Raw genomic sequence first — 23,445 nt, 5'->3', positions numbered from 1 at the left:
TAGCGCAATCGGCATGCCATGTTGACCATAAGGTCTGCACGGGAAGCCTTTCCCGCGCGGCCCCCATCCAAGAGCGAGAACGAGCGCGGGAGAGCGTGATGAAATCGACCCTTCTTGGCCTGGCCGCCATTCTGGCGGCCGGCACTGCGGGATTTGGCGCGGCACAGGCAGCCGACAAGCCGGGCCCGGCGGTCATCTATGACCTCGGCGGCAAATTCGACAAGTCCTTCAACGAGGGAGCCTATAACGGCGCCGAGCGCTGGAAGAAGGAAAGCGGCAAGACCTATCGCGACTTCGAAATCACCAATGCTTCCCAGCGCGAACAGGCACTGCGCCGCTTCGCCAAGGACGGCAACGATCCCATCATCGTGATGGGCTTTGCCTATGAGGACGTGCTGGCGAAGGTGGCCAAGGCTTATCCGAAGGTGCATTTCGGCATCGTCGACAGCGTCGTCGACCTGCCCAACGTCGCCTCCTACGTCTATCGCGCCGACGAAGGCTCCTATCTCGCCGGCTATCTCGCCGCCAAGACCACCAAGACAGGCACGATCGGCTTCATCGGCGGCATGGACGTGCCGCTCATCCGTAATTTCGGCTGCGGCTATGTCCAGGGCGCCAAGGCCGCCAATCCGCAGATCAAGGTCATCCAGAACATGACCGGCACCACGCCGGCGGCCTGGAACGACCCCGGCCGCGGCGCCGAACTCACCAAGGCGCAGATCTCGCAAGGCGCCGACATCGTCTATGCCGCCGCCGGCCAGACGGGCCTGGGCGTGCTGCAGGCGGCCGCCGACGGCGACAAGCTCGGCATCGGCGTCGATTCCAACCAGAACGGCCTGCATCCCGGCAAGGTGCTGACCTCGGTGCTCAAGCGGGTGGACGAGGCGATCTATCAGGGCTTCAAGGACGGCGAGGAAGGCAAGTTCAAGGCCGGCACCCATGTGCTCGGCATCAAGGATAGCGGCGTGGCCCTGGCCATGGACGACAACAACAAGCCCCTGGTCACCGACGCCAACAAGGCCGCCATCGAGGCGGTGACCAAGGACATCGCCGACGGCAAGGTGGTGGTGCATAATTACGAGAAGGACAATGTCTGCCCGGTGAACTGAGCGGGCGACAGACCATTTTTCGTAAGCTGAAAGGCGGGTCCCCGGATTTAGTGCCGTTCACTCAAGCGTCTTCGAGACTGCACGACCTTTGTCATTGCCGGGCTTGACCCGGCAATCCACCTCCCGACCGGTTGCGCGTGGGGTTCCTGGATAGCCGGGTCAAGCCCGGCTATGACAAATCGGAGCGTTTCCTCTCTAAGTGAACCACATTGGGCCCGGGCTCGCCTTTCAGCTATGAACCGCCGCCTTCGCCGATCCGGGATCGGCCCCTATTGCTCCCGCGAGGCTCCCTTTGGCAACTGCCCTCGAACTGAAGCAAATCGACAAACGTTTCGGCCCCGTCCACGCCAACAAGGCGATCGACCTCGTGGTCGAGAGAGGCACCATCCACGGCATCATCGGCGAGAACGGCGCCGGCAAATCCACGCTGATGTCGATCATCTACGGCTTCTACGAGGCCGACAGCGGCGAGATCCACGTCAACGGCGCCGTGAAGGCGATCCGCTCCTCCCAGGATGCCATCGATGCCGGCATCGGCATGGTCCATCAGCACTTCATGCTGGTTGATCCCTTCACGGTATTGGAAAACGTCATGCTCGGCGCCGAGGGCGGCGGCCTGCTGGCGAAGGGGCGCGAGCATGCCCGCACCGAACTGGCACGGCTGGAAAAGAGCTATCACCTGGAAGTCGATCCGGATGCCGTGGTGGGCGAACTGCCTGTCGGCGCCCAGCAGCGCGTCGAGATCCTCAAGGCGCTCTATCGCGGTGCCGACATCCTCATCCTGGACGAGCCCACCGGCGTGCTGACCCCGTCCGAGGCCGACCAGCTCTTCGAAATCCTCAAGGTCCTGCGCGAGCAGGGCAAGACCATCCTCTTGATCACCCACAAGCTGCGCGAGATCATGGCGATCACCGACCGCGTCTCGGTGATGCGGCGCGGCGAGATGGTAGCCACCGTCGATACCGCCAAGACCAATCCCACCGAGCTCGCCGAACTGATGGTCGGGCGCCGGGTGCTGCTGCGTGTCGACAAGGCCGAGGCCAAGCCGGGCGACGTCATCCTCGAAGTGAAGAACCTCACCGTCAAGGACGAGAAGGGCATCATCCGCGTCGACGACGTCTCCTTCACCGTGCGGACCGGCGAGATCGTCGGCGTCGCCGGTGTCGCCGGCAACGGCCAATCGGAGCTGCTGGAAGCCATTGCCGGCATCCGGCCGGTCTTTTCCGGCGAGATCCGGCTGCGGGGCAGCAATGCCGCGGCCGCGGACCCGGCGGAGCTGCGCAAGCTCGGCTTGGCCCACGTGCCCGAAGACCGCATGAAGATGGGCCTGGTCAAGCCCTTCGCCGCCTATGAAAGCGCGATCCTGGGCTATCAGAAGGATCGCAAGCTCGGCAGCGGCCCCTTCCTCAATTACCGCCGCATCATCGCCGACCTCACCGACAAGATGGAACGCTTCGATGTGCGCCCGCGCGATCCGAAACTGAAGACGGCCAATTTCTCGGGCGGCAATGCCCAGAAGATCGTGCTGGCCCGCGAGATGGAGCGCGACCCGGCTTTGCTGATCGTGGGGCAGCCGACGCGCGGCGTCGACATCGGCGCCATCGAGTTCATTCACCGCCGCCTGATCGGCATGCGCGACGCCGGCAAGGGCATCCTGGTGGTTTCGGTCGAGCTCGACGAGATCATGGGCCTCTCCGATCGCATCCTGGTGATGTGCGGCGGGCGTGTCACCGGCGAGTGCCTGGCCAAGGACGCCACCGAGAACGGCCTCGGCCTCCTGATGGCCGGCGTTTCGGGAGAAGCGGCATGAGCGGGCAGACCACCACGCCCGGGGCCTTTCTGGGGGCGATCTTTTCGGGGCGCAGCGGCGCCAGCCTGATCACCCTGCCCTGGTGGGCCGACACCATCATCCTGCCGCTGCTCAACGTCTTGGTGGCCTTCATCGTCTCCGGCATCGCGGTGTGGATCATCGTCGGCGCCGACCCCTTGACCGTCGGCGTCACCATGATCGGCGGTGCGTTCGGCGATGCCAACGCCGTGGGCACCACCCTCTATTACGCGACCACCTTCATCTTCGCCGGCCTTGCCGTCGCCGTCGCCTTTCATGCCGGATTGTTCAATATCGGCGTGGACGGCCAGGGCCAGATCGCCGGCATCGGCATCGCCTGGGCCTGCCTGCATCTGGGCGGCCTGCCCTGGCCCCTCGCCATCCCGCTCGGCATGGCCGCCGGCATGCTCTTCGGCGCCGCCTGGGCCTTCATTCCGGGCTACCTCCAGGCCAAGCGCGGCAGCCATGTCGTCATCACCACCATCATGTTCAACTACATCGCCACCGCGCTGGTGCAGTATCTCCTGGTGAATGTGATGATGAAGCCGGGCTCCGGCGAGCCGAAGTCCGAGCTTTTTCCCGATTCGACGGGCATGCCCTTGCTCAGCGATCTCCTGGCCGGGCTCGGCATCCAGCTCGACCTCACCCTCGTCAATCTCGCCTTTCCGATCGCCCTGGTCGCCGCCGTACTGGTCTGGGCCCTGATCTGGCGAACGCGGCTCGGCTATGCGATGCGCACGGTCGGCCACAACCAGACGGCCGCCGTCTATGCCGGCATCTCACCCGCGAAAATCATCGTCGTCGCCATGCTGGTCTCGGGGGGCCTGGCCGGCCTGATGGGCGCCAATGTGCTGATGGGCGAGCAACACCGCATGATCATCGACTACACGGCCGGCGCCGGCTTCATCGGCATCGCCGTTTCGCTGATGGGCCGCTCCCATCCGGCCGGCATCGTGCTCGCTTCCATCCTGTTCGGAGCGCTGATCCAGGGCGGTCAGGAGCTTTCCTTCGAAAACCCGGTGTTCGACAAGAACATGATCGTGATGATCCAGGGCATCATCATTCTCTTCGTCGGCGCTCTGGAAACCATGTTCCGCCCGCAGCTCGCCGCCTTGTTCCAACTGTTCACCCCCACCGGCAAGGGAGCATGACGCCATGGATACCGTGATCATGCTGGCCAGCGTGGCCGCCGCCGCCATCCGCATCTCCACGCCCTATCTGCTCTGTGCCCTCGCCGGCCTCTATTCGGAGCGTTCTGGCATCGTCGACATCGGACTCGAAGGCAAGATGCTGGCGGGTGCCTTCGCCGCCGCGGTCACCGCCGCGACCTGTGGCTCGGCCTGGCTCGGCCTGGTGGCCGCCATCATCGTTTCCATCGGCTTTGCGCTGCTGCACGGCATCGCCTCCATCCGCTATCGCGGCAACCAGATCGTCTCGGGCGTCGCCATCAACATCCTGGCGCTCGGCAGCACCGCCTTCATCGGCAATGCCTGGTATGGCGAGGGCGGCCGTACGCCGAGCCTGAGCGGCGATGCCCGCTTCCAGCCGATCGAGCTGCCGGGGGCAGAGGCGATCAAGGGCGTGCCGGTGATCGGCCAGCTCTATGCCGACGTGCTCTCCGGCCATTCGATCCTGGTCTATTTCGCCTTCGTCTGCGTGCCCGTGACGGCCTGGGTGCTCTACAAGACCCGTTTCGGCCTACGCCTGCGCGCCGTCGGCGAGAACCCGCAGGCCGTCGACACTGCCGGCATCTCGGTGGCCTGGCTGCGCTACCGGGCCGTGCTGATCTGCGGCCTGCTGACCGGCATCGCCGGTGCCTATCTCTCCACTGCCGACTCGGCCGCCTTCGTCTCGAACATGACGGGCGGGCGCGGCTATATGGGCCTGGCCGCCCTGATCTTCGCCAAATGGCGGCCCTGGCCCGCGCTCGGTGCCTGCCTGCTGTTCGGCCTGCTCGACGCCATCTCGATCCGCATGGGGTCGGGCTTCGTCATCGCGGGCATGCTGGTGCCCTCCGAGCTGATCTCGGCGCTGCCTTTCATCCTCACCGTGCTGATGCTGGCCGGCTTCGTCGGCGCGGCAACGCCGCCCAAGGCCGCCGGCATTCCCTATCTCAAGGAACGCTGATGAACGCGCTCGCCGATCTGTTCGAAGCCGCCAGGGCGGTGCGCGAGAAGGCGCACGCCCCCTATTCGCGCTTCAAGGTGGGAGCGGCCATACGCGGCCGCTCGGGCCGGATCTATGCCGGCTGCAATGTCGAGAATGCCGCCTATCCGGTCGGCGCCTGCGCCGAAGGCGGCGCCATCTCGGCGATGGTGGCGGATGGCGAGACGGGAATCGCCGAAATCCTGGTGCTGGGCTGGACCGACGCCCATCCCGACGCGCCCGGCCTGACCACGCCATGCGGGGGCTGCCGCCAGCGCATCCGCGAATTCGCAAGGCCGTCGACACCGATCCATGTCGCCGGGCCCGAGGGCATCCGCCGCAGCTTCACGCTCGACGAACTGCTGCCCGAGAGCTTCGGGCCGGAGAATCTGGGATAGAACCTCATACCAATAGTCGCGATGTTTGACTCAGGCGTCATTGCGAGCGCAGCGAAGCAATCCAGGTGCCATGGCCACCGCGTTTTTGGGCCCTGGATTGCTTCGCTGCGCTCGCAATGACGGTGTTCGATCGGTCGAGCATCAAGAGGTATCAGATCGAGACCAGGTCGAGGAAGCTGGCGCACAGCAGCACGAGGGTGGCGACGGCCAGCGTCAACCCCACCCAGAACTGCGCCCGGTCCTCGGCGGAAATGCCGCCCTTCAACACCATATGCATACGCTCGATCATAACCGACCCACCTCGAAACGGGGGTCATGATGGAAGCGTCGCGGGTGCTCGCACGTTAACGCGGCGCGATTTCGCCACGCCGTCTGGAATCATGGTTGAGAAGAGGTGAGCGGGCGTCCGGGCGCCCGCGCATCCAGGACTACAGAAATGACTTTCCTGCCCCCTGCCAATCCAGCCTGAGGTGCTCCGCCACGCTGGCGGCCATGTCCGCGAAGCTGTCGCGCCGGCCGATCGGTCCCGTACGCTTGCCCAGGCGCGCCAGCACCGGCACGAATTCGCGCGTATGGTCCGTTCCCATCCAGGACGGGTCGCAGCCATGATCGGCCGTGATGATCAGCAGGTCATCCTCGGCCAGCCGGGAGAGGATCTGCGGCAGGCGCATATCGAACTGCTCCAGGGCACCGGCATAGCCGGGAATGTCGCGGCGGTGGCCATAGAGGGTGTCGAAGTCGACATAATTGGCAAAGAGCAGGCCACCATCGGGCAGGCGCCCCATGGCCTCCAGCGTGCGATCGATCAGCGCGTCGTTGCTCGGGCCCTTGACGATCTCGCCGGTGCCGCGATGGGCGAAGATGTCGCCGATCTTGCCGATGGTGATGATGCCCCGCCCGGCGCGCTCGGCCACGTCGAGCAGCGTGTCGGCCGGCGGCGGCACGGCATAGTCGCGCCGGTTGGCGGTGCGGGTGAAACCGCCCGAGGCATCGCCGACGAAGGGCCTGGCGATCACCCGGCCGATATTGAGGTGATCGACGTGCCGGCGGGCGATCTCGCAGAGGAACAACAGTCTTTCCAGCCCGAACGCTTCCTCATGGGCGGCGATCTGCAGCACGCTGTCGGTGGAAGTGTAGAAGATCGGCTTGCCGGTCTCGATGCTCTCGGCACCGAGCTCGGCGATGATCTGCGTGCCCGAGGCATGGCACTGGCCGAGTACGCCGCCAAGCCCGGCTTCCTTGACGATGGCGGCGATCAGCTTGGGCGGAAAACAAGGCACCTCCCTGGGGAAATAGCCCCAGTCGAACGACACGGGATAGCCGGCAATCTCCCAATGGCCAGACGGTGTGTCCTTGCCCTTGGAAATCTCCGCCGCATAGCCCCACAAGCCCTCCGCCACACCGCCTTCCAGGCCAGGCGGCAGCGTGCCCGTTGCCGCCTGTGCAGCCGCACCAAGGCCCAGGCTGGTGAGCACGGGCAGGCGCAGGGGGCCGGTGCGATGCTCGTTCTCGCCGGCCCGGCCCGCCGCGCAGGCCTCGGCGATATGGCCGAGCGTATCCGCCCCTGCATCGCCATAGCGCTCGGCATCGTCAGCCGAGCCGATACCGAAGGAATCCATCACCAGAAGGAGCGCGCGACCCATCTCAGCTTCCTCCAATGCGTTCGAGTACCGGCGGCAGGGCTTCCTCTCCCTCGCCGATGCGATAGGCTGCGCGCAGGCTGGCGGCGGCGGCCGCGGCCGCCGCGTCGCTGCGGGCATGCACGAAGCCGAGGGGATGGTCAGGCCCGACCTCGGCACCGAGTTCGGCAAGGCCGGTAAGGCCCACGGCATGGTCGATCGTATCCTGCGGGCGGGTGCGCCCGCCGCCCAACGCCACCACCGCGAGGCCGACGGCCCGCGTATCGATGCTGCCGACCTGCCCTGCCTGCTCGGCGAAGACGGGTTTGATCACAGGTGCAGCGGGCAGATAATGCTCGGGACGCTCGACGAAGTCGGCCGGCCCGCCGAGCACCGAGACCATGCGGGCGAAATGTTCGGCCGCCCGGCCGCTTGCCAGGGCCTGCTCGATGCGCGCCTGGCCTTCGGCGGTATCGCGGGCAAGTCCGCCGAGCACCAGCATCTCGGCGCAGAGATCGACGGTGACCTCCAGAAGGCGCAGGTCCCGATGGGCACCGGTGAGAAAATCCACGGCATTGCGGACCTCCAGGCCATTGCCGGCAGCGCTGGCGAGGGGCTGGTCCATCGCCGTGATCAGGGCAGTGGTCGGCAGCCCGGCGCCCGTGGCGACGGTCGCAATCGATTCGGCCAGGTCGCGCGAGCCCTCCAAGGTGGGCATGAAGGCGCCGGAACCCGTCTTCACGTCCATCACCAGGGCCTGGAGCCCGGCCGCGAGCTTCTTCGACAGGATCGAGGCCGTAATCAGCGGGATCGATTCGACCGTGGCCGTGACGTCGCGGATCGAATAGACGGTCTTGTCGGCCGGGGCGAGGTCGGCGGTCTGGCCGATGATGGCGGTGCCGGCCTCGCGCACGGCCCGGCGGAACAGGTCGAGATCGGGCTGGGTGGTGTAGCCCGGCACCGAATCGAGCTTGTCGAGCGTGCCGCCGGTATGGCCCAGGCCCCGGCCCGAAATCATCGGCACGAAGCCGCCGCAGGCCGCCACCAGCGGCCCGAGCATCAGGCTGACATTGTCGCCGACGCCGCCCGTCGAGTGCTTGTCCACCACCGGCCCCGGCAGGTCGAGCCCGCGCCAGTCGAGCACGGTGCCCGATTGGGTCATCGCCCGCGTCAGGGCAATGCGCTCGTCCATCGCCATGCCGCGGAAGAATACGGCCATGGCAAAGGCCGCGACCTGGGCATGGGTGACGCTGCCGGCCACCAGCCCTTGCACGAAACTCTCGATTTCAGCTGCGGACAGGGCAGCGCCGTCGCGCTTCCTGCGAATGATTTCCTGGGGAAGAAGGGTCACGGATCGGGCTCCCTGGGGCAGAACGCGGTCAAGCTGTAGGCGTCTTTGCGATTCCCGGCCGACAGCCGGATCGCAAGACGCCTTGGCGGCCCCGTCCCTGCGTGGCCTTTCGATTTCGGGCCGCGACGATAGCCTCCACGATCCGCGAAGGAAAGCCATGCGGAGGAAAGTGTGCGAGCGTTTACAAATCCATTGCGGGGAGGCAACGGCCTGGTGCCCTGGCGTCCCCCCTGTTCCCCGCGAACTGGCCAGCGCCTGGCGGGCGTGCCACAATCGGTGCGGTGCTGCCGTGAATCCGGGGTGGGGCGATGATCCGGCGTTGCTTGATGTTGTTGTGTCTGTTCTGGCTGGCCGGGGCCACCGCCGCGCTCGCCGACAAGCGTGTCGCCCTCGTCATCGGCAATGGCGACTATCGCACGCTGGGCCGCCTCGCCAATCCCGTCGCCGATGCCGACGCCATCGCCAGGCTGCTCGCCGGCGGCCCGCTCGGCTTCAAGGTGGTCCGCGCCAGCGATGCCGACCATGCCGCCATGCTCAAGGCGATGGCCGAATTCGGCAACGAGGCCACCGATGCCGATATCGCCCTGGTGTATTATGCCGGCCACGGCATGCAGGTCGACCAGCGCAATTTCCTCATTCCCGTCGATGCCGACATCAAGAGCCGCGTCGATCTCGCCACGCAGACCGTCAGGCTCGACGACATCAGCGACATCCTGAGCGCCTCCGGCGCCAAGGCCAAGATCCTGCTGGTGGATGCCTGCCGCAACAATCCCCTGCCGGCGAGCGCCACACGCGGCGCCTCGCGCGGCCTCGCCCGGCTCGACGCCGCCAGCACCGGCACGCTGGTCGCCTTCGCCACCGGCCCCAATGCCGTCGCCGACGATGGGGACAACGGCCATTCTCCCTTCGCGGCCGCCTTGCTGAAGCGACTGCCGGAGGCCGGCATCGAGATCCGTCGCATGCTGGCGCTGGTACGCCAGGACGTCCATGCCGCCACGAACCAGCGCCAGACGCCCTGGGTCGATGAAGCGCTGCTCGGTGATCTCTATCTGTCGGGCACCGCCATATCCGCTTCGCCCCCCATCGCCACGCAGCAGCCGTCCCCGGCGCCGGGAAGCCCGGTCCCCGACAAGGCGGACATGGCGGCCTGCACCGATCTCGGTACCGATCCCACCCCGATCAAGCTCGAAGCCTATCTCGACAATTTTCCCAAGGGCTATTGCGCCGCCTCGGTGCGCCGGCGGCTGGAAGCGCTGGCCAAGCCCGCGGCCGGGCCGGCGCCGATCTCCGCCTCACCTGCGTCCGCGCCCGCCCAATCCGATCCGCCGCCCTACACGGTCTCGAGCTATTGGAACCATAACGGCTCGCGCGTGGCGCTATCGGCGAGCGAGGGCAACCGCCTGTTCTACTACGAGGCGCCCCGCCCGGGCCTGGCAGAGGTCGGGGTGCGCAAGGGAGCACTGCTGTTCAAGGGGACGGCCAGCGGCGGCGTCTATCGCGGCCAGGCCTATGTCTTCTCGCGCGAGTGCGGGCCGATCTCCTATCGCGTCGAGGGCTCGGCGGCCGGAGAGCCGCCGACCATCACTCTGCGCGGCAAGGCTCCCCGGCGCGCCAGGGATTGCGCGCAGACCGGCTGGCGCGACGACACGCTGGTATTCCGCTACGATTCGGCAGCGCGATAGCAGGCATAGCCCGCCCGGCCGGCCTGTCCGTGGTCCGACAAAGCCGCTTGAGTCCTTTTTAAGGGGGCAACATCGCCCCCGCGACCCTTCCCCCGCTTTCGGCTGCGGGATTGCTATGTTAAGGGGAGGCCGTGGAGCGGACAGGCTCGCCTGCCCGGACACACGGTTTTGACTGGTCGATGAGGACTGAGACGCAATGGCGGAACGCCGTTCGAGCTTTGAATACGAAGATCTCCTGGCCTGCGGGCGTGGCGAGATGTTCGGCCCCGGCAATGCGCAATTGCCCCTCCCCCCCATGCTGATGTTCGATCGCATCCCGGAAATCTCCGAGACCGGCGGTCCAAACGGCAAGGGCTGCGTACGCGCCACCCTCGATGTCAAACCGGACCTTTGGTTCTTTTCCTGCCATTTCCAGGGCGATCCGGTGATGCCGGGCTGCCTTGGCCTCGATGCCCTCTGGCAGATGACCGGCTTCTTCCTGGGCTGGCTCGGCCAGTCCGGACGCGGCCGCGCCCTCGGCGTCGGCGAAGTCAAATTCACCGACCAGGTGCTGCCCAGCGTCAAACAGGTCGAGTATGGCGTCGACCTCAAGCGGGTTTTCAAGGGTAAATTGATTCTCGGCATTGCGGATGGCTGGCTAAAGGCCGATGGCCGCACCATCTATGAGGCCAAGGATCTGCGCGTCGGCCTGTTCCAGGCCTGATTTCTGGTACCGAGCCTGATTTCTGGCCCGAGCGCGGCGCCGGTTGAGCGCATTTTCAGGCATGCCCGCATTGGCTTGCCCTTAACGATGTGCTTTGAGAACGCAGGATGCGGCCCCGACGACGCTCGACGCGCTGACGGGGTCGATGCTTTGTTAGGCTGTCCGTGTCCGGGTCCTGCCCGTCCGCAGGCAGCGAGCATAATTTCCGAGCTTGCCCAAAACCGGGTCGCTTGCGAAATTCTGCTCAAGCGTTTTGCGATGAGATGCAATTGCCTCAAATCGCAGGGACGCTCCCGCCAATCCGTCGGATTGGCTTGGAAACAAGGAGCTAGGGCAAGTGAGCGTTCACATTGAACGCGCTTTTCTCTAGGGAACGCAGTGCCGGCCTGGCGATCTCCTCGGAGAGGATCGTGGGGCGGTCACGAAACTGGAAGGGATCGCCATGAGACGTGTCGTCGTTACCGGCATGGGTATCGTGTCTTCGATCGGCAACTCGACGCAGGAGGTTCTCTCCAGCTTGCACGAGGCCAGATCCGGTATCACGCGCGCCGAGCAGTTCGCCCAATACGGCTTCCGCTCTCAAGTCTATGGCGCGCCGACGCTCGACCCCGCCTCGGTGGTCGATCGCCGCGCAATGCGCTTCCATGGCGGCGGCACCGCCTGGAACCATGTGGCGATGGAGCAGGCCATCCTCGATTCCGGCCTCGAAGCCAACGAAGTTTCCAACGAGCGCACCGGTATCATCATGGGGTCCGGCGGCCCCTCCACCCGCACCATCGTCGAGGCTGCCGACAAGGCGCGCGAGTCGGGCAGTTCCAAGAAGGTCGGCCCCTTCGCCGTGCCCAAGGCGATGTCGTCCACGGCCTCCGCCACGCTCTCGACCTGGTTCAAGATCAAGGGCACGAACTATTCGATCTCCTCGGCCTGCGCGACCTCGAACCATTGCATCGGCAATGCCTATGAGCAGATCCAGTACGGCAAGCAGGACGTGATGTTCGCCGGCGGCTGCGAGGAACTCGACTGGACGCTGGCCGTGCTGTTCGACGGCATGGGCGCGATGTCGTCGAAATACAACGACACCCCCTCCACGGCCTCCCGCCCCTATGACAGGAATCGCGACGGCTTCGTGATCTCCGCCGGTGCCGGCGTGCTGGTGCTGGAAGAGTTGGAGCACGCCAAGGCCCGCGGCGCCCGCATCTATGGCGAGATCGCCGGCTATGGCGCCACCTCCGATGGCCATGACATGGTCGCCCCCTCGGGCGAGGGCGCCGAGCGCTGCATGCGCATGGCGCTCGCCAACATCAAGGCGCCGATCGACTACATCAATCCGCACGCCACCTCGACGCCGGCCGGCGATCCGCCTGAGATCGAGGCCATCCGCAAGGTGTTCGGCTCGGGCGACAAATGCCCCCCGATCGCCGCGACCAAGGCGCTGACCGGCCATTCGCAGGGCGCGACGGGCGTGCAGGAAGCAATTTATTCACTTCTCATGATGAATAATGGCTTCATCTGCGAGAGCGCGCATATTGAGGAGTTGGATCCGGCCTTTGCCGACATGCCGATCGTCCGCAAGCGTATCGACAATGCCAAGCTGAGCCATGTCCTTTCCAACTCGTTCGGATTCGGCGGCACCAACGCGGCCCTGGTCTTCAAGCGGCTCGACGCCTGAGACCCGTTCCTGCCCGCCTGTTCCGGTCGGTATATCGCGTAACAAAGAGACAGATAAAGTGATCCGGGAACCAAGCAAATCCCCGGCTGCTTTGTCAAAACGTGGTAAAGAGGCGGAAATGCGGGCTGATCGGCCGATTCTGGTCTGATTGCGCCCCGAATGACTGATGACCAGGATTTGGAGTTGCAGGCCATGACAGGGCTCATGCAAGGTAAGCGCGGTCTGATCATGGGCGTGGCCAATGATCATTCGATCGCCTGGGGTATCGCCAAGAGCCTCGCCGACCAAGGCGCCCAATTGGCATTCACCTATCAGGGCGAGGCCCTGCGCAAGCGCGTGGAGCCGCTGGCCAACAGCGTCGGTTCCAGCCTGCTGGTGCCGTGCGACGTCGAGGATATCGCTTCCGTCGACGGCGTCTTCGCCACGCTGGCGCGGGAATGGGGCAAGATCGACTTTCTCGTCCACGCCATCGCCTATTCGGACAAGAGCGAGCTCAAGGGCCGCTACGCCGACACCACGCGTGACAATTTCGCCAAGACCATGGTGATCTCCTGCTTCTCCTTCACCGAGATCGCCAAGCGCGCCGCCGATTTGATGCATGATGGCGGCTCGATCCTTACCCTCACCTATGGCGGCTCCACCCGGGTGATGCCGAACTACAATGTCATGGGTGTCGCCAAGGCTGCGCTCGAGGCATCGGTGCGCTATCTCGCCTCCGATTTCGGCCCGCAGGCCGTCAGGGTCAATGCCATCTCGGCCGGCCCGATCCGCACCCTCGCCGGCGCCGGCATTTCTGATGCCCGGCTGATGTTCAACTACCAGCGCGCCCACGCCCCGTTGCGCCGCACGGTGAGCATCGAGGAAGTCGGCGGTTCGGCGCTCTACCTGCTCTCGGATCTGTCCACCGGCGTCACCGGCGAAGTACATTTCGTCGATTCCGGCTACAACATCATCTCGATGCCGCATCCCGAAGCCCTCAAGGCCCAGGAAGCTGCCGAAGCAAGCGTGACGACGAAGGCGGCCGCCGAATAGGTCTGCCTGTCCGCGTAGCGGAAGCACTGGAAGCGAAGTATCCATGGACATGCGGGCGTCGTCGCCCGCATTTTCTTTTCCATGAGCACAGAGCTTCCAGGTACATCGAGGACCTTGGCATTTCCAGGAAGTGGCGATTACAGCCCGCTGAACCAGTTATAGCCCTGGCTCTCCCAGGTGCCGCCGAGATAGTCGTTGCTCACCTCGATCTCGCCGATGAATTTTGGGTTCTTGAAGCCGAGCTTGGTGGGCACGCGCAGTTTCATCGGGAAGCCATAGGTACGCGGCAGCAATTGTCCATCGAACCAGAAGCTCAGCTGCGTCTGCGGATGCAGGGCGGTGGGCATGTCGATGCTGGTGACGTAATTGTCGTCGCAGCGGAAATTGACGTAGCTTGCGGTCAGGTCGGCACCGACCCGGCGCAGAAAGTGCGAGAAGGGCACGCCAGACCAGCTGCCGATCGCGCTCCAGCCCTCGATGCAGATATGGCGGGTGACCTGGGTGACGCGCGGCAAAGCGTGGAGTTCACGCAGCGTCCAGTGCTCGCGACGCTCGACTAGGCCGGTGACATCAAGCCGGTAGGTCTCGGGATCGATCACCGGCGCCTGGTCCGGCGTATTGGGTTCGTAGAAGGAATTGAAGGGGAAGGGCCGGGTGATCAGGCTTGCCGGATATTCCCGGGCCAGGCGCGCCGGCGAGAACAGCCAGGCCTGGACGCGGTCGTTGAAATCTGAGACCCGGCCGAGCATGGCCTCGGCGCTGAGGCCGTCGGTGACGTCGCAGCCGGCCAGCAAAGTGAGGCTTCCCAAGCCGAGCATCTGGCGCAGGAAATGGCGCCGCGTGGTGAGATCGAGCCGGCCGGCCGCCTCCTTGAGGATCGCGCCGGTATCGGCATGGGGCTTTTTGGGCTCGCGCAGCATGACCCCCTCCCTCAGCGACCACGGATCATGGCGAGCAGGCTGCGCGGCACCAGCAGGGCCATCGCCACATGCACGGCCAGGAAGGCGGCGATGATCGACATGGCGCCGAAATGGATCAGGCGGGCCGTGTCGAAATCGCCGAGCAGCATCACCAGCGGGCGCAGTTGCACCGGCTTCCAGATGGCGAGGCCCGACGCCACCACCAGCACGCCATCGGCGATCACGCCGAGATAGAGCAGGCGCTGGATCGCATTGTACCGGCTGAGATCCTCGTGGCCGAGCCGGCCGGCCAGGGCCGCCTTCAGATCCGAAAACACCGCCCGCGGCGAGATCGGCAGCAATTTGCGCCGGAACCGCCCCGAGGCCAGGCCGTAACAAAGATAGATCAGGCCGTTGGCCACCAGCAGCCACATGGCGGCGAAGTGCCATTGCAGGCCGCCGATCAGCGATCCGCCGAGGGTCACCGCGGCCGGAAACAGGAAAGGCAGCGTGGGATAGGCATTGTGGATGGCCCAGCCTGAGGAAATCATCATCAGCATCGTCGCGGCATTGGTCCAATGGGTGATCCGGACGATCACCGGGTGGACCGGCGCGGCGGCCGGGACCGGCAGGGTGTGAGATTGCGTCATGGCGACGGGCTCCCCGAACAGGACGACAGAGGCACCGGACCGCGGAGGCACGCCCGCGGTCCGGCGCAAGCGATCACTGCGGCAGCAGCACGGTATCGACCACGTGGATGACGCCGTTGCTCTGGTTGACGTCGGGAATGGTCACGGTCGAGCGGTCGCCCTTGGCATCGATGATGTCGAGCTTGCGGCCGTCCTGCACGACGGTGAGCGTGCCGCCCTGCACGGTCTTGAGCGTGGCCTTGCCGCCACCGGCCTTCACCTCGGACATCAACTCGGCGGCCGAATGCTTACCGGCCACGACGTGATAGGTGAGCACGGCCGTGAGAGTGCCCCTGTTCTCGGGCTTGAGCAGCGTGTCGACCGTGCCCTTGGGCAGCTTGCCGAACGCCTTGTTGACCGGCGCGAACACAGTGAAGGGGCCGGGGGTCATCAAGGTATCGACCAGGCCGGCGGCCTTGACGGCGGCGACCAGGGTGGTGTGGTCTTTCGAATTGACGGCGTTCTCGATGATGTTCTTGGAAGGATACATCGGAGCGCCACCGACCTTGACGGTAGTCTCGGCAAAGGCGGCGCCCGTGTAGAACACCGAGGCGGCGAGAACCACACCGATGACGGCGGCGTAAGAGGAGGTGCGACGGGTCATGATAGATCTCCGAAAGATTGCACCGGTCGTTGCGAGCGGTGGAGCACGGGAATGTCCGCGTCTCGTGAAGATCTACGCCTCGATTTTACGAGGGTTTCAGATTTATAAAATTATTCTTCAATTTTATTTTCAATGTCTAAATAATTCTAAAATATACATATACGACACACCTCACGTGAAGTTTCATTTCGATCAATAAAATTATTTTTATCTTCGAGCGAAACCTTCGTGCAGCAGCAACGTAGGCGCGCCCTCGCCGGATTTGGTGAAGGAAATCTGTTTCACCAGGCGGCGATTTATTGTTTGATTGCGGCGAGCGATCAGTCCAGGCCAGGCAGGAAACGGGGCAATCGGCTTGAGCAGTAGCAAAGGCATCGACGAGAGGGAACGGACATCGCTGGAAAGCCGGCTGCGCGCCGTCGCTGCGGGCGACAGGGCCGCGTTTCGAAACCTCTATGATGCGACACAGTCGAAACTTTACGGGGTGGTGCTTCGTATCCTGCGTGACAGGCCTCAGGCCGACGATGCGTTGCAGGAGATTTACGTGAGGATCTGGGACAAGGCGGCGGATTTCGATCCCAACAAGGCCTCCGCCATGACCTGGATGGCGACGATCGCCCGCAACCGCGCCATCGACCTGCTGCGCAGCGCGCGGCCCTTGGCCGGTGCCGATGCCCAGGAAATCGAGGACCTGCCGGCCGAAGCCAGCGAACCGCTCGAGGCCCGTCATCGCAGCGAGGAACTGCAGCGCCTGCTCGCCTGCCTTGCCGGCCTCGACGAGGAGCGGCGCCAGATGATCCTGCTCGCTTATTATCGCGGAGCCACGCGCGAGGCTCTGTCCCGGCGTTTCGAACGGCCGGTGCCCACGGTGAAGACGCTCTTGCATCGCGGCCTCGCCCAGCTGCGGGAGTGCCTCGGCCATGACTGAGCGCGACGATCTCGACCTCCTTGCGGGCGAGTATGTGCTCGGCACACTCGATGCGGCCGAACGGGCCGCCGTCGCGGCCCGGCGGCAGCGCGAGCCCGATCTCGATGCCGCCATTACGGCCTGGGAACGCCGTCTCGCCCCGCTGACTGAGGCCATCACGCCCGTGGAGGCGCCTGCCACGACCTTCCCGGGCATCCTCGCGCGGCTCGATGCCGGCGAGTACCCACTGATAACCACGCTCGAACGCCGGCTGCGGCGCTGGCGCCTGGCGGCGCTGGGCGCCAGCGCCCTGGCGGCGGGGCTGGCACTGTTCGCCATCACGCCTCGGCTGCGGACGCCGGAACAGCCCGGCAGCTTCGTCGCCGTGCTGCAGAAGGATGCCGCCTCTCCCGCTTTCATCGTCTCGGTGAATGTCGAGGCGCGCTCCCTCACCATCCGCCCCGTCGCCGCCCGGCCCCAGCCGAACAAATCCTATGAATTGTGGCTGGTGAACGACAAATTGCCCGGCCCGCGATCGCTCGGCGTGATCGGCGACCGCCCCTTCACGGTGGAAAAGGCGCGCCTGTCCAACGTATCAGAGCAGGTCGTGCAGCAGGCGGTTCTGGCCGTGACGCTGGAACCGGAAGGCGGCTCGCCCTCCGGCCAACCCACCGGGCCCATTCTCTATTCGGGTGCACTGGTGCAGGCCACGCCCTGATCCTCCGGGTGGCCAGTGTTTCCACTTATAGGCGCTAACTTTGCGGGGTTTGGCGCAAACTTGGTGGGTCGATCTCCAGATCGACCATCATGGAAACACCGCGTTTCCGACAGGAAGATGCCGATCTGGAGATCGGCACACCGAGGTTCGCGCGCCTTCGCTCGCAAAATTAGCACCTATAGACGTCCCGTCCGCTCTTCCTATCCGAAATCTCGGCGCTTCCAAGAGCGGGCGAGACGTCCGCGAATCCGAAAATATTATGCGCAATCGTTATGCAAATCGATTTGCAAATGCATTCATCCTGCGTATCATGCCCCGGTGAGCACTATATCAAAAGTGGCCGAGAGAGCTGGCGTTTCACGCACGACCGTGTCGCATGCGATCAATCATGCCGACCGTGTCTCCAAGGAGCTGCGCGAGCGCGTCGAGCAGGCGATCCGCGAATTGGGCTACCGGCCCAATCCCCAGGCGCGCAGCTTGCGCACCGGGCGCACCGACACCGTCGCCATGCTGATCCCCGACATTCGCAATCCCTTCTATCCCGAGCTGGTGAAGACGGCGCAGTCGGAGCTCGAGAATGTCGGCCTGGATATGCTGATCTTCAACACCGACGTGCCTGGTGGCCACTCCCAGGATCATGGCCGCGAATATCTCAAGCAGATCCGCAACCGCCGGGTCGACGGGCTGATCGTCGGTGACTTCGCCCTGCACGGCATGCATGAGGTGCTTGAAGACATCGACATTCCCACCGTCTTCATCGGACACCTCCCCAACCAGGCCGTCGACAGCATCCGGCTCGACGATTTCGGCGGCGGCTATCTGATGGGCGAATACCTCGCCCGCCAAGGGCATCGGCGCATCGCCCATGTCACCGGCCCGGACTTCTTCTCCGAGGCGATGGCGCGCGCCGACGGCTTCGAGAAGGCCTTGAGCGACAATGGCGTCGCCATCGATCCCGCCCTGCGCTTCACCGGCAGCTATCTCGCGCCATCGGGCCGCGAGGCCGCCGCCTGGCTCAAGCGCGAGCACGGCTATGCCCTGCCCACGGCGGTGTTCTTCGCCAATTACCTGATGGCCTCCGGCGCCCTCACCGAATTCTACGACAGCGGCATTTCGGTACCCGGGCAGCTCGCGGTGGCCGTGTTCGACGACCTGCCCCAGCTCGAATATGTCCGCCCGCGCCTGACGCGGGTGGGCAACAGCCCGGCCACCCTCGCCCGGCAGGCCACCACCATGCTGCTGGAACGCCTGAACGGCAGCTTCACCGGTCCGGCGCGCACCGCGACCGTGCCGTCCATCCTGCACCCCTACGATTCAGCCTGACGGGAACGCGGCACGCGCCGCGCCCGTTGAGAACGACAAGCCGGTGGCACGACAACCGGCAACAGGGAGGAAATCATGACTGTGAAGGACAGGTTTTCCGGAACGCTGCCGGCAAGGGCGGGCATCAGTCGGCGCGGCCTCCTCGTTGCCGGCGCGGGCCTGGCCGGCGGGCTGCTCAATGCCCCCTATCTCAACCGCTCCGGCGCGCAGGCGCAGGATGCCACCCTGAAATTCTGGCAGTTCTATGCCCCCGGCGGCGACGTGAAGCCCCAGGTCAAATGGTTCCAGGATCTGGTGGCCGCCTGGAATGCCGATCATTCCCCCAAGGTCGAGCTCGAATATATCGTCAACAGCGAATACATCTCCGGCTCCAAGCTCGCCACCGCCTTCGCCTCGGGCCAGGGCCCGGACATCTTCCTGATCAGCCCCGGCGATTTCCTGCGCTACTACAATGGCGGCGTGCTGGCCGACCTCACGCCGCATATCGAGGAAGCGGCCCGCACCGATTTTCCCGACAGCGTGATCGCCAACCGCAAGGTCGACGGCAAGATCTATGGCGTGCCTATGGAGGTCGAGCCGATGGCCTTCTATTATTCGGTCAAGGCCTTCGAGGAAGCCAAGCTCAACGAGAACGACGTGCCCAAGACCTGGGACGAACTCCTCGAGATTGCCAAGAAACTGACGACCCCGAACCGCTATGGCGTGCTGTTCGAGACCACGCCCGGCTACTACCAGAACTTCACCTGGTATCCCTTCCTCTGGCAGGGCGGCGGCGAGATCCAGGGCAAGGACGGCAAGAGCGCCTTCGATTCACCCGCGACCGTGCAGGCCCTCAAGCTCTGGCAGGACGCCATCAAGTCGGGCGCCGCACCCCGGCAGGTGGTCGGTGGCGGCTTCGACGTCGTCTCCAATCTCGGCGCCGGCCTCACTGCCATGCAGAATGTCGGCATCTGGGGCATCGCCGCCATGGAGAACAACGCCAAGGACACGCCCTATGGCGTGTTCAAGCTGCCGGTTCCCGCGGGCGGGAAGTATGTCACCGTCGGCGGCGGTTGGGCCTTCGTCGCCAATGCCAAGGGCCAGAATCCGGATGCCGCGGCCAAGTTCTGCGCCTGGGCCCTGGCCTCGATGGACAAGGGATCGGTCCAGCGTGTGGTCGACTGGTGCACGACCGCCAAGAGCGACATGCCCCCTCGCGCCAGCGCCCTCGCCGCCGGCTCGGCCGCCTTCCAGGCGGGCCGGATGGGCCTGTTCTCCAAGGAGATCTATCCGGGCACGCGGGCCGAGCCGCGCGTGCCGCCCGAGGTCTACAAGATCATCTCCGATGCGATCCAGGCCACCCAGCTCGGCGGCACCGATCCCCGGGAAGCGGCGACCGCAGCCAGCCAGCAGCTCGACGCCTTCCTCGCCGGCTATAGCGGCGCACCGATTCTGTGAGGGGCGGGGTGGGTTGCAACAAACCAGGACGCGCGAGGCGCAACCAGCCTTCTCCCCTTGCGGGAGAAGGTGCCCCGAAGGGGCGGATGAGGGGTGTTGGCAGATACCTTGCAAGGTCGCGGATCTCCCCTCATCCGACCTCGCTGCGCTCGGCCACCTTCTCCCGCAAGGGGAGAAGGCTGGTCGCGCTCAATTCGGATCTCCTGATCCCCGGGTCGGGAGCCGCGTCATGACATCAGCCTCCCCTTCCCGCCGCGACATCCTTGCCGGCTATCTCTTCGTGCTGCCCGACGCCCTCGGCCTTGCCGTGTTCGTCGGCCTGCCGATGTTGCTGGCCCTCGCCATCGGCTTTTACGAGGTCGACGGCTTCGGCGGCTATCGTTTCGTCGGCCTAGCCAATTACTGGCGGATGTGGCGCGACCCGCTGTTCTGGACCTCGCTCAGGGTGACGCTGCTCTATGCCGCCCTGCTGGTGCCCGCGCTCTATGTCAGCGGGCTCGGCCTGGCCTTGCTGGTGCAGCGCGGCGGACGCTTCGAAACCGTGATCCGCTCGATGTTCTTCGCCCCGCAGATGGTCAGCCTCGTGGTGGTCGCCATGGTCTGGCAGATCCTGCTGGTGGAGAAGGTCGGCATCCTCTCCCGCCTCCTCGCCTCACTCGGCCTGCCCGGGCTTTCCCTGCTGGGCGATCCGAACCTGGCATTGTTCACCCTCGTGGCCATCAGCGTCTGGTTCATGATGGGTTTCTACATGCTGATCTTCCTCGGCGGCCTGCAGGACATTCCGGCCGAATATTACGAGGCCGCCGAGCTCGACGGCGCTGGCCCGCTCGGGCGCTTTCGCTACATCACCCTGCCCCTCCTACGTCCGACCAGCTTCTTCGTGGTGCTGGTCTCGGTGGTGATGGCGGCAGCCGGCGGCCAGGTCTTCGATCTCATCTATGTCATGACCAAGGGCGGCCCGGCCAACGCCACCTCCGCTTTGATCGTCTACATCTATCGCCAGGCCTTCCAGTTCGGCGCCTTCGGCTATGCCTCGGCCATGGCCTCACTGCTGGTGGCGCTGTTGATGGCCGTGACCCTCATCCTGTTCAGGCTGACGCGGGGCGGGCGCTTCCACCATGCCTGAACGCAACGCCTCTGCCCTCGCCTCGCCGGGCCAGCTCGTGCGCCTGCTGTGGATGCTGGTCAGCCTCGTCCTGGCGCTGATGACGGTGTTCCCGCTGGTGTGGATGCTGGTGGTCTCCTTCAAGCCGCCGGCCGAGGTATTCCTGCCCGGCCTGGTGCCGCAGCGGCCCACGATCGGCAATTACCTCTATGTGCTGACCGAGATCCCCTTCCTGCGCTATCTCCTCAATTCCTTCCTGGTCTCGGCGGTCGTCACCCTCGTCGCGCTGTTCTTCCATTCCATGGCGGGTTACGCGCTGGCGCGGCTCACCTTCCCCGGACGGGACGCGATCTTCCTCGCCATGTTCTCCACCTTCCTGGTCTCGCTGCCGGTGATCATCGTGCCGCTCTTCATCCTGGTGCGGGCGATGGGCATGCTCAATTCCTATGCCGGGCTGATCGTGCCCTCGATCTTCAACGCCTTCGGCATCTTCCTCCTCAGGCAATACTACCTGTCGTTGCCGCGCGAATTGGAGGAGGCGGCGCTGATCGACGGCGCCGGGCGCTGGCGCATCTATTGGAGCATCGTGCTGCCGCTGAGCCGGCCGATCCTGGCGGCGCTGGCCATTCTGTTCTTCCTGGCCAATTGGAACGCCTTCCTCTGGCCGCTCACCGTCGCCTCCGATTCCAGCCTGTGGGTGGTCCAGGTCGCGATCGCCAATTTCCGCAGCCAATATGCCGGGGCCTGGAACTATGTGATGGCCGCCTCGACCATCGTCGCGCTGCCCATGCTGATCCTGTTTGCCGTGTTCCAGCGCCAGATCACCGAATCCATCAAGACCAGCGGCCTGAAATGAGCCGAATTGTGCGATCTCAAAAACTGTCATTCCCGGCGTTGCCGCAGGCAACGGGAAGGGAATCCAGGGGCTATCGCTCGACAGCCCTGGATTCCCTTCCCTCGCCACCATGTGGCTCGCCGGGAATGACAGCGGCGTTTCAAGTACCATCCCATTGAGGAAGTGAGCATGACCCAGTCCGGACTTTCGCCCCTGCGCGGCCTCGCCAAATTGCGCGAGGGTCGCTCCCGCCGCTTCTCGAGCTATGACCGCACCGGCGGCAACGACGACAGGCTGCATATCGAGCCGGGGCAGACGGTTGTCATCGCCGAACATGCCGGCGCCGGCATCGTCACCCATATCTGGGCGACGCTCGCCTGCAAGAGCGAATTGTTCCTGCGCAAAATCGTGCTGCGGGCCTATTGGGACGGCGAGGACCATCCGAGCGTGGAGACGCCGATCGGCGATTTCTTCGGCATGGGCCATGCCGCCACGCGCAATTTCGCCAGCCTGCCGGTGCAGGCCAGCCCCGAGGACGGCAAGGCCTTCAACTGCTATTTCCCGATGCCGTTCGCCAGCCATATGAGGCTGACTGTTACCAACGAGGCCGAGGACGACCTCTTGTTCTACTATTATGTCGACCTCGAACTGCACGAAGAGCTCGAGCCGGGGCTCGGCCGCTTCCATGCCCAGTATCGCCAGGACCGCCCCGAGGGCATCGACGAAGCGGGCCTCGCCAACGAGCAGTTCCTGTTCGGCGGCGAGACCGTCGACGGCAAGGACAACTACACCATCCTGGAGGCGGAGGGGCACGGCCATTATGTCGGCGTGCTCTACAGCGTCTATTCGCGGCGCCGCTCGGACCTGTGGGACTGGTATGGCGAAGGCGACGACATGATCTTCGTCGATGGCGAGCCGGGCCTGTCAGTCCCCGACACGGTGCGCAAGCCCGATCCGCGCATTGGGCCCAAGGCCGAGCCGATCGCGCCACGCAGCGAGAGCAGCCCCGGCGCCAACGATGCCTGGCCGCCCACTCTGCACGGCACCGGCACGGAGGACTATTTCAACACGGCCTGGTGCCCGACGCAGGACTATAGCGCGCCCTATCACGGCATCATCGCCGCCGGCGGCCCGAACTGGACCGAGCCGGTGACGCTCTATCGCTGGCACATCGAGGACCCGGTGATCTTCCACAGATCGATCCGGGTCAGCATCGAGCACGGCCACGCCAACCGGCGCTCGGACGACCTCTCCTCGGTGGCGTTCTGGTACCAGGCCGAGCCGCACAAGCCCTTCGCGCCGCTGCCTCCGGTCAAGCAGCGCCTGCCGACCTTCCGCCGACCCTACGAGACCTGGAACCTGCGCATGGGAAATGAGGGCTGAGGATGCAAG

At 65.1% G+C, this 23,445-nt stretch carries 22 protein-coding genes; 16 read left to right on the top strand and 6 right to left on the bottom strand.

Annotation, left to right across the window (positions count from 1 at the left end; genetic code table 11):
- Positions 1-98: 98 nt before the first annotated feature.
- The 5 genes from BA190_RS13920 to BA190_RS13900 all read left to right on the top strand — a co-directional run bounded on the left by BA190_RS13920 (position 99) and on the right by BA190_RS13900 (position 5,480).
- Entirely contained in the window at positions 99-1,109 is a 1,011-nt protein-coding gene (locus tag BA190_RS13920; RefSeq protein WP_068287994.1) for a BMP family protein, read from the top strand.
- Between the two features lie 292 nt (positions 1,110-1,401).
- Entirely contained in the window at positions 1,402-2,919 is a 1,518-nt protein-coding gene (locus BA190_RS13915; protein WP_156771513.1) for an ABC transporter ATP-binding protein, read from the top strand.
- Positions 2,916-4,088: an ABC transporter permease gene (locus tag BA190_RS13910; protein ID WP_082979724.1), complete on the top strand. Its 1,173-nt coding sequence runs from the start codon at positions 2,916-2,918 to the stop codon at positions 4,086-4,088. Before BA190_RS13915 ends, BA190_RS13910 begins: the two co-directional genes overlap by 4 nt.
- A gap of 4 nt (positions 4,089-4,092) precedes the next feature.
- Positions 4,093-5,064, top strand: coding sequence for an ABC transporter permease (locus tag BA190_RS13905; RefSeq protein WP_068287990.1), 972 nt, complete (start codon positions 4,093-4,095; stop codon positions 5,062-5,064).
- Complete coding sequence (locus BA190_RS13900) at positions 5,064-5,480, top strand: cytidine deaminase (RefSeq protein ID WP_068287989.1); 417 nt, start codon at positions 5,064-5,066, stop codon at positions 5,478-5,480. Before BA190_RS13905 ends, BA190_RS13900 begins: the two co-directional genes overlap by 1 nt.
- Positions 5,481-5,631: 151 nt before the next feature.
- Here the strand turns inward: BA190_RS13900 and BA190_RS35920 are convergent, their stop codons facing one another.
- From BA190_RS35920 to deoA, 3 genes are all read right to left on the bottom strand, one after another.
- Complete coding sequence (locus BA190_RS35920) at positions 5,632-5,769, bottom strand: hypothetical protein (protein WP_156771512.1); 138 nt, start codon at positions 5,767-5,769, stop codon at positions 5,632-5,634.
- Positions 5,770-5,908: 139 nt separating this feature from the next.
- Positions 5,909-7,123: a phosphopentomutase gene (locus BA190_RS13895; RefSeq protein ID WP_068287984.1), complete on the bottom strand. Its 1,215-nt coding sequence runs from the start codon at positions 7,121-7,123 to the stop codon at positions 5,909-5,911.
- A 1-nt stretch (position 7,124) separates the two neighbouring features.
- On the bottom strand, positions 7,125-8,450 hold the full coding sequence (deoA, locus tag BA190_RS13890) for a thymidine phosphorylase (protein WP_068287982.1): 1,326 nt from the start codon (positions 8,448-8,450) through the stop codon (positions 7,125-7,127).
- A 326-nt stretch (positions 8,451-8,776) separates the two neighbouring features.
- Between deoA and BA190_RS13885 the strand changes: the two genes are divergently transcribed.
- From BA190_RS13885 to fabI, 4 genes are all read left to right on the top strand, one after another.
- Positions 8,777-10,132, top strand: a complete 1,356-nt coding sequence (locus tag BA190_RS13885) for a caspase family protein (protein WP_068287979.1) — start codon at positions 8,777-8,779, stop codon at positions 10,130-10,132.
- Positions 10,133-10,328: 196 nt separating this feature from the next.
- Positions 10,329-10,835, top strand: coding sequence for a 3-hydroxyacyl-[acyl-carrier-protein] dehydratase FabA (gene fabA / locus BA190_RS13880; RefSeq protein WP_068287971.1), 507 nt, complete (start codon positions 10,329-10,331; stop codon positions 10,833-10,835).
- A 442-nt stretch (positions 10,836-11,277) separates the two neighbouring features.
- Complete coding sequence (fabB, locus tag BA190_RS13875; protein WP_068287960.1) at positions 11,278-12,504, top strand: beta-ketoacyl-ACP synthase I; 1,227 nt, start codon at positions 11,278-11,280, stop codon at positions 12,502-12,504.
- A 192-nt stretch (positions 12,505-12,696) separates the two neighbouring features.
- The gene (fabI, locus tag BA190_RS13870) at positions 12,697-13,536 is read left to right on the top strand and encodes an enoyl-ACP reductase FabI (RefSeq protein ID WP_068287953.1); all 840 of its coding nucleotides are present in this window, start codon (positions 12,697-12,699) and stop codon (positions 13,534-13,536) included.
- Positions 13,537-13,673: 137 nt separating this feature from the next.
- Here fabI and BA190_RS13865 read toward each other — a convergent pair whose 3' ends face one another.
- From BA190_RS13865 to BA190_RS13855, 3 genes are all read right to left on the bottom strand, one after another.
- Positions 13,674-14,456, bottom strand: coding sequence for a molybdopterin-dependent oxidoreductase (locus BA190_RS13865; RefSeq protein ID WP_068287950.1), 783 nt, complete (start codon positions 14,454-14,456; stop codon positions 13,674-13,676).
- Between the two features lie 11 nt (positions 14,457-14,467).
- Positions 14,468-15,085 carry a cytochrome b/b6 domain-containing protein gene (locus tag BA190_RS13860; RefSeq protein WP_068287943.1) on the bottom strand — a complete coding sequence of 206 codons (618 nt, stop codon included), beginning with the start codon at positions 15,083-15,085 and terminating at the stop codon, positions 14,468-14,470.
- A gap of 73 nt (positions 15,086-15,158) precedes the next feature.
- The gene (locus BA190_RS13855; RefSeq protein ID WP_068287940.1) at positions 15,159-15,728 is read right to left on the bottom strand and encodes a fasciclin domain-containing protein; all 570 of its coding nucleotides are present in this window, start codon (positions 15,726-15,728) and stop codon (positions 15,159-15,161) included.
- A 355-nt stretch (positions 15,729-16,083) separates the two neighbouring features.
- Here BA190_RS13855 and BA190_RS13850 point away from each other — a divergent pair, with 355 nt between their 5' ends.
- The 7 genes from BA190_RS13850 (at position 16,084) to BA190_RS13820 (ending at position 23,436) form a co-directional block, all read left to right on the top strand.
- Positions 16,084-16,656 carry a sigma-70 family RNA polymerase sigma factor gene (locus BA190_RS13850; protein WP_245314718.1) on the top strand — a complete coding sequence of 191 codons (573 nt, stop codon included), beginning with the start codon at positions 16,084-16,086 and terminating at the stop codon, positions 16,654-16,656.
- The gene (locus tag BA190_RS13845; protein ID WP_068287938.1) at positions 16,649-17,353 is read left to right on the top strand and encodes an anti-sigma factor domain-containing protein; all 705 of its coding nucleotides are present in this window, start codon (positions 16,649-16,651) and stop codon (positions 17,351-17,353) included. Before BA190_RS13850 ends, BA190_RS13845 begins: the two co-directional genes overlap by 8 nt.
- 318 nt (positions 17,354-17,671) lie before the next feature.
- Entirely contained in the window at positions 17,672-18,676 is a 1,005-nt protein-coding gene (locus BA190_RS13840) for a LacI family DNA-binding transcriptional regulator (RefSeq protein ID WP_068287935.1), read from the top strand.
- A gap of 75 nt (positions 18,677-18,751) precedes the next feature.
- Entirely contained in the window at positions 18,752-20,113 is a 1,362-nt protein-coding gene (locus BA190_RS13835; protein ID WP_156771511.1) for a sugar ABC transporter substrate-binding protein, read from the top strand.
- Positions 20,114-20,342: 229 nt separating this feature from the next.
- A complete protein-coding gene (locus tag BA190_RS13830) occupies positions 20,343-21,239 on the top strand; it encodes a carbohydrate ABC transporter permease (RefSeq protein ID WP_068287932.1) in 897 nt (298 codons plus the stop codon).
- Positions 21,232-22,074 carry a carbohydrate ABC transporter permease gene (locus tag BA190_RS13825; RefSeq protein ID WP_068287925.1) on the top strand — a complete coding sequence of 281 codons (843 nt, stop codon included), beginning with the start codon at positions 21,232-21,234 and terminating at the stop codon, positions 22,072-22,074. The genes BA190_RS13830 and BA190_RS13825 overlap by 8 nt, the downstream gene beginning before the upstream one ends.
- Positions 22,075-22,242: 168 nt before the next feature.
- Positions 22,243-23,436, top strand: a complete 1,194-nt coding sequence (locus tag BA190_RS13820; RefSeq protein ID WP_068287924.1) for a glycoside hydrolase family 172 protein — start codon at positions 22,243-22,245, stop codon at positions 23,434-23,436.
- Positions 23,437-23,445 lie beyond the last annotated feature (9 nt).

It is taken from the genome of Labrys sp. WJW (genome assembly GCF_001676615.1).
Classification (GTDB): Bacteria; Pseudomonadota; Alphaproteobacteria; order Rhizobiales; family Labraceae; genus Labrys; species Labrys sedimenti.
The sequence above is the reverse complement of the archived record's forward strand: the minus strand, read 5'-3'. Positions and strand labels throughout refer to the sequence as shown.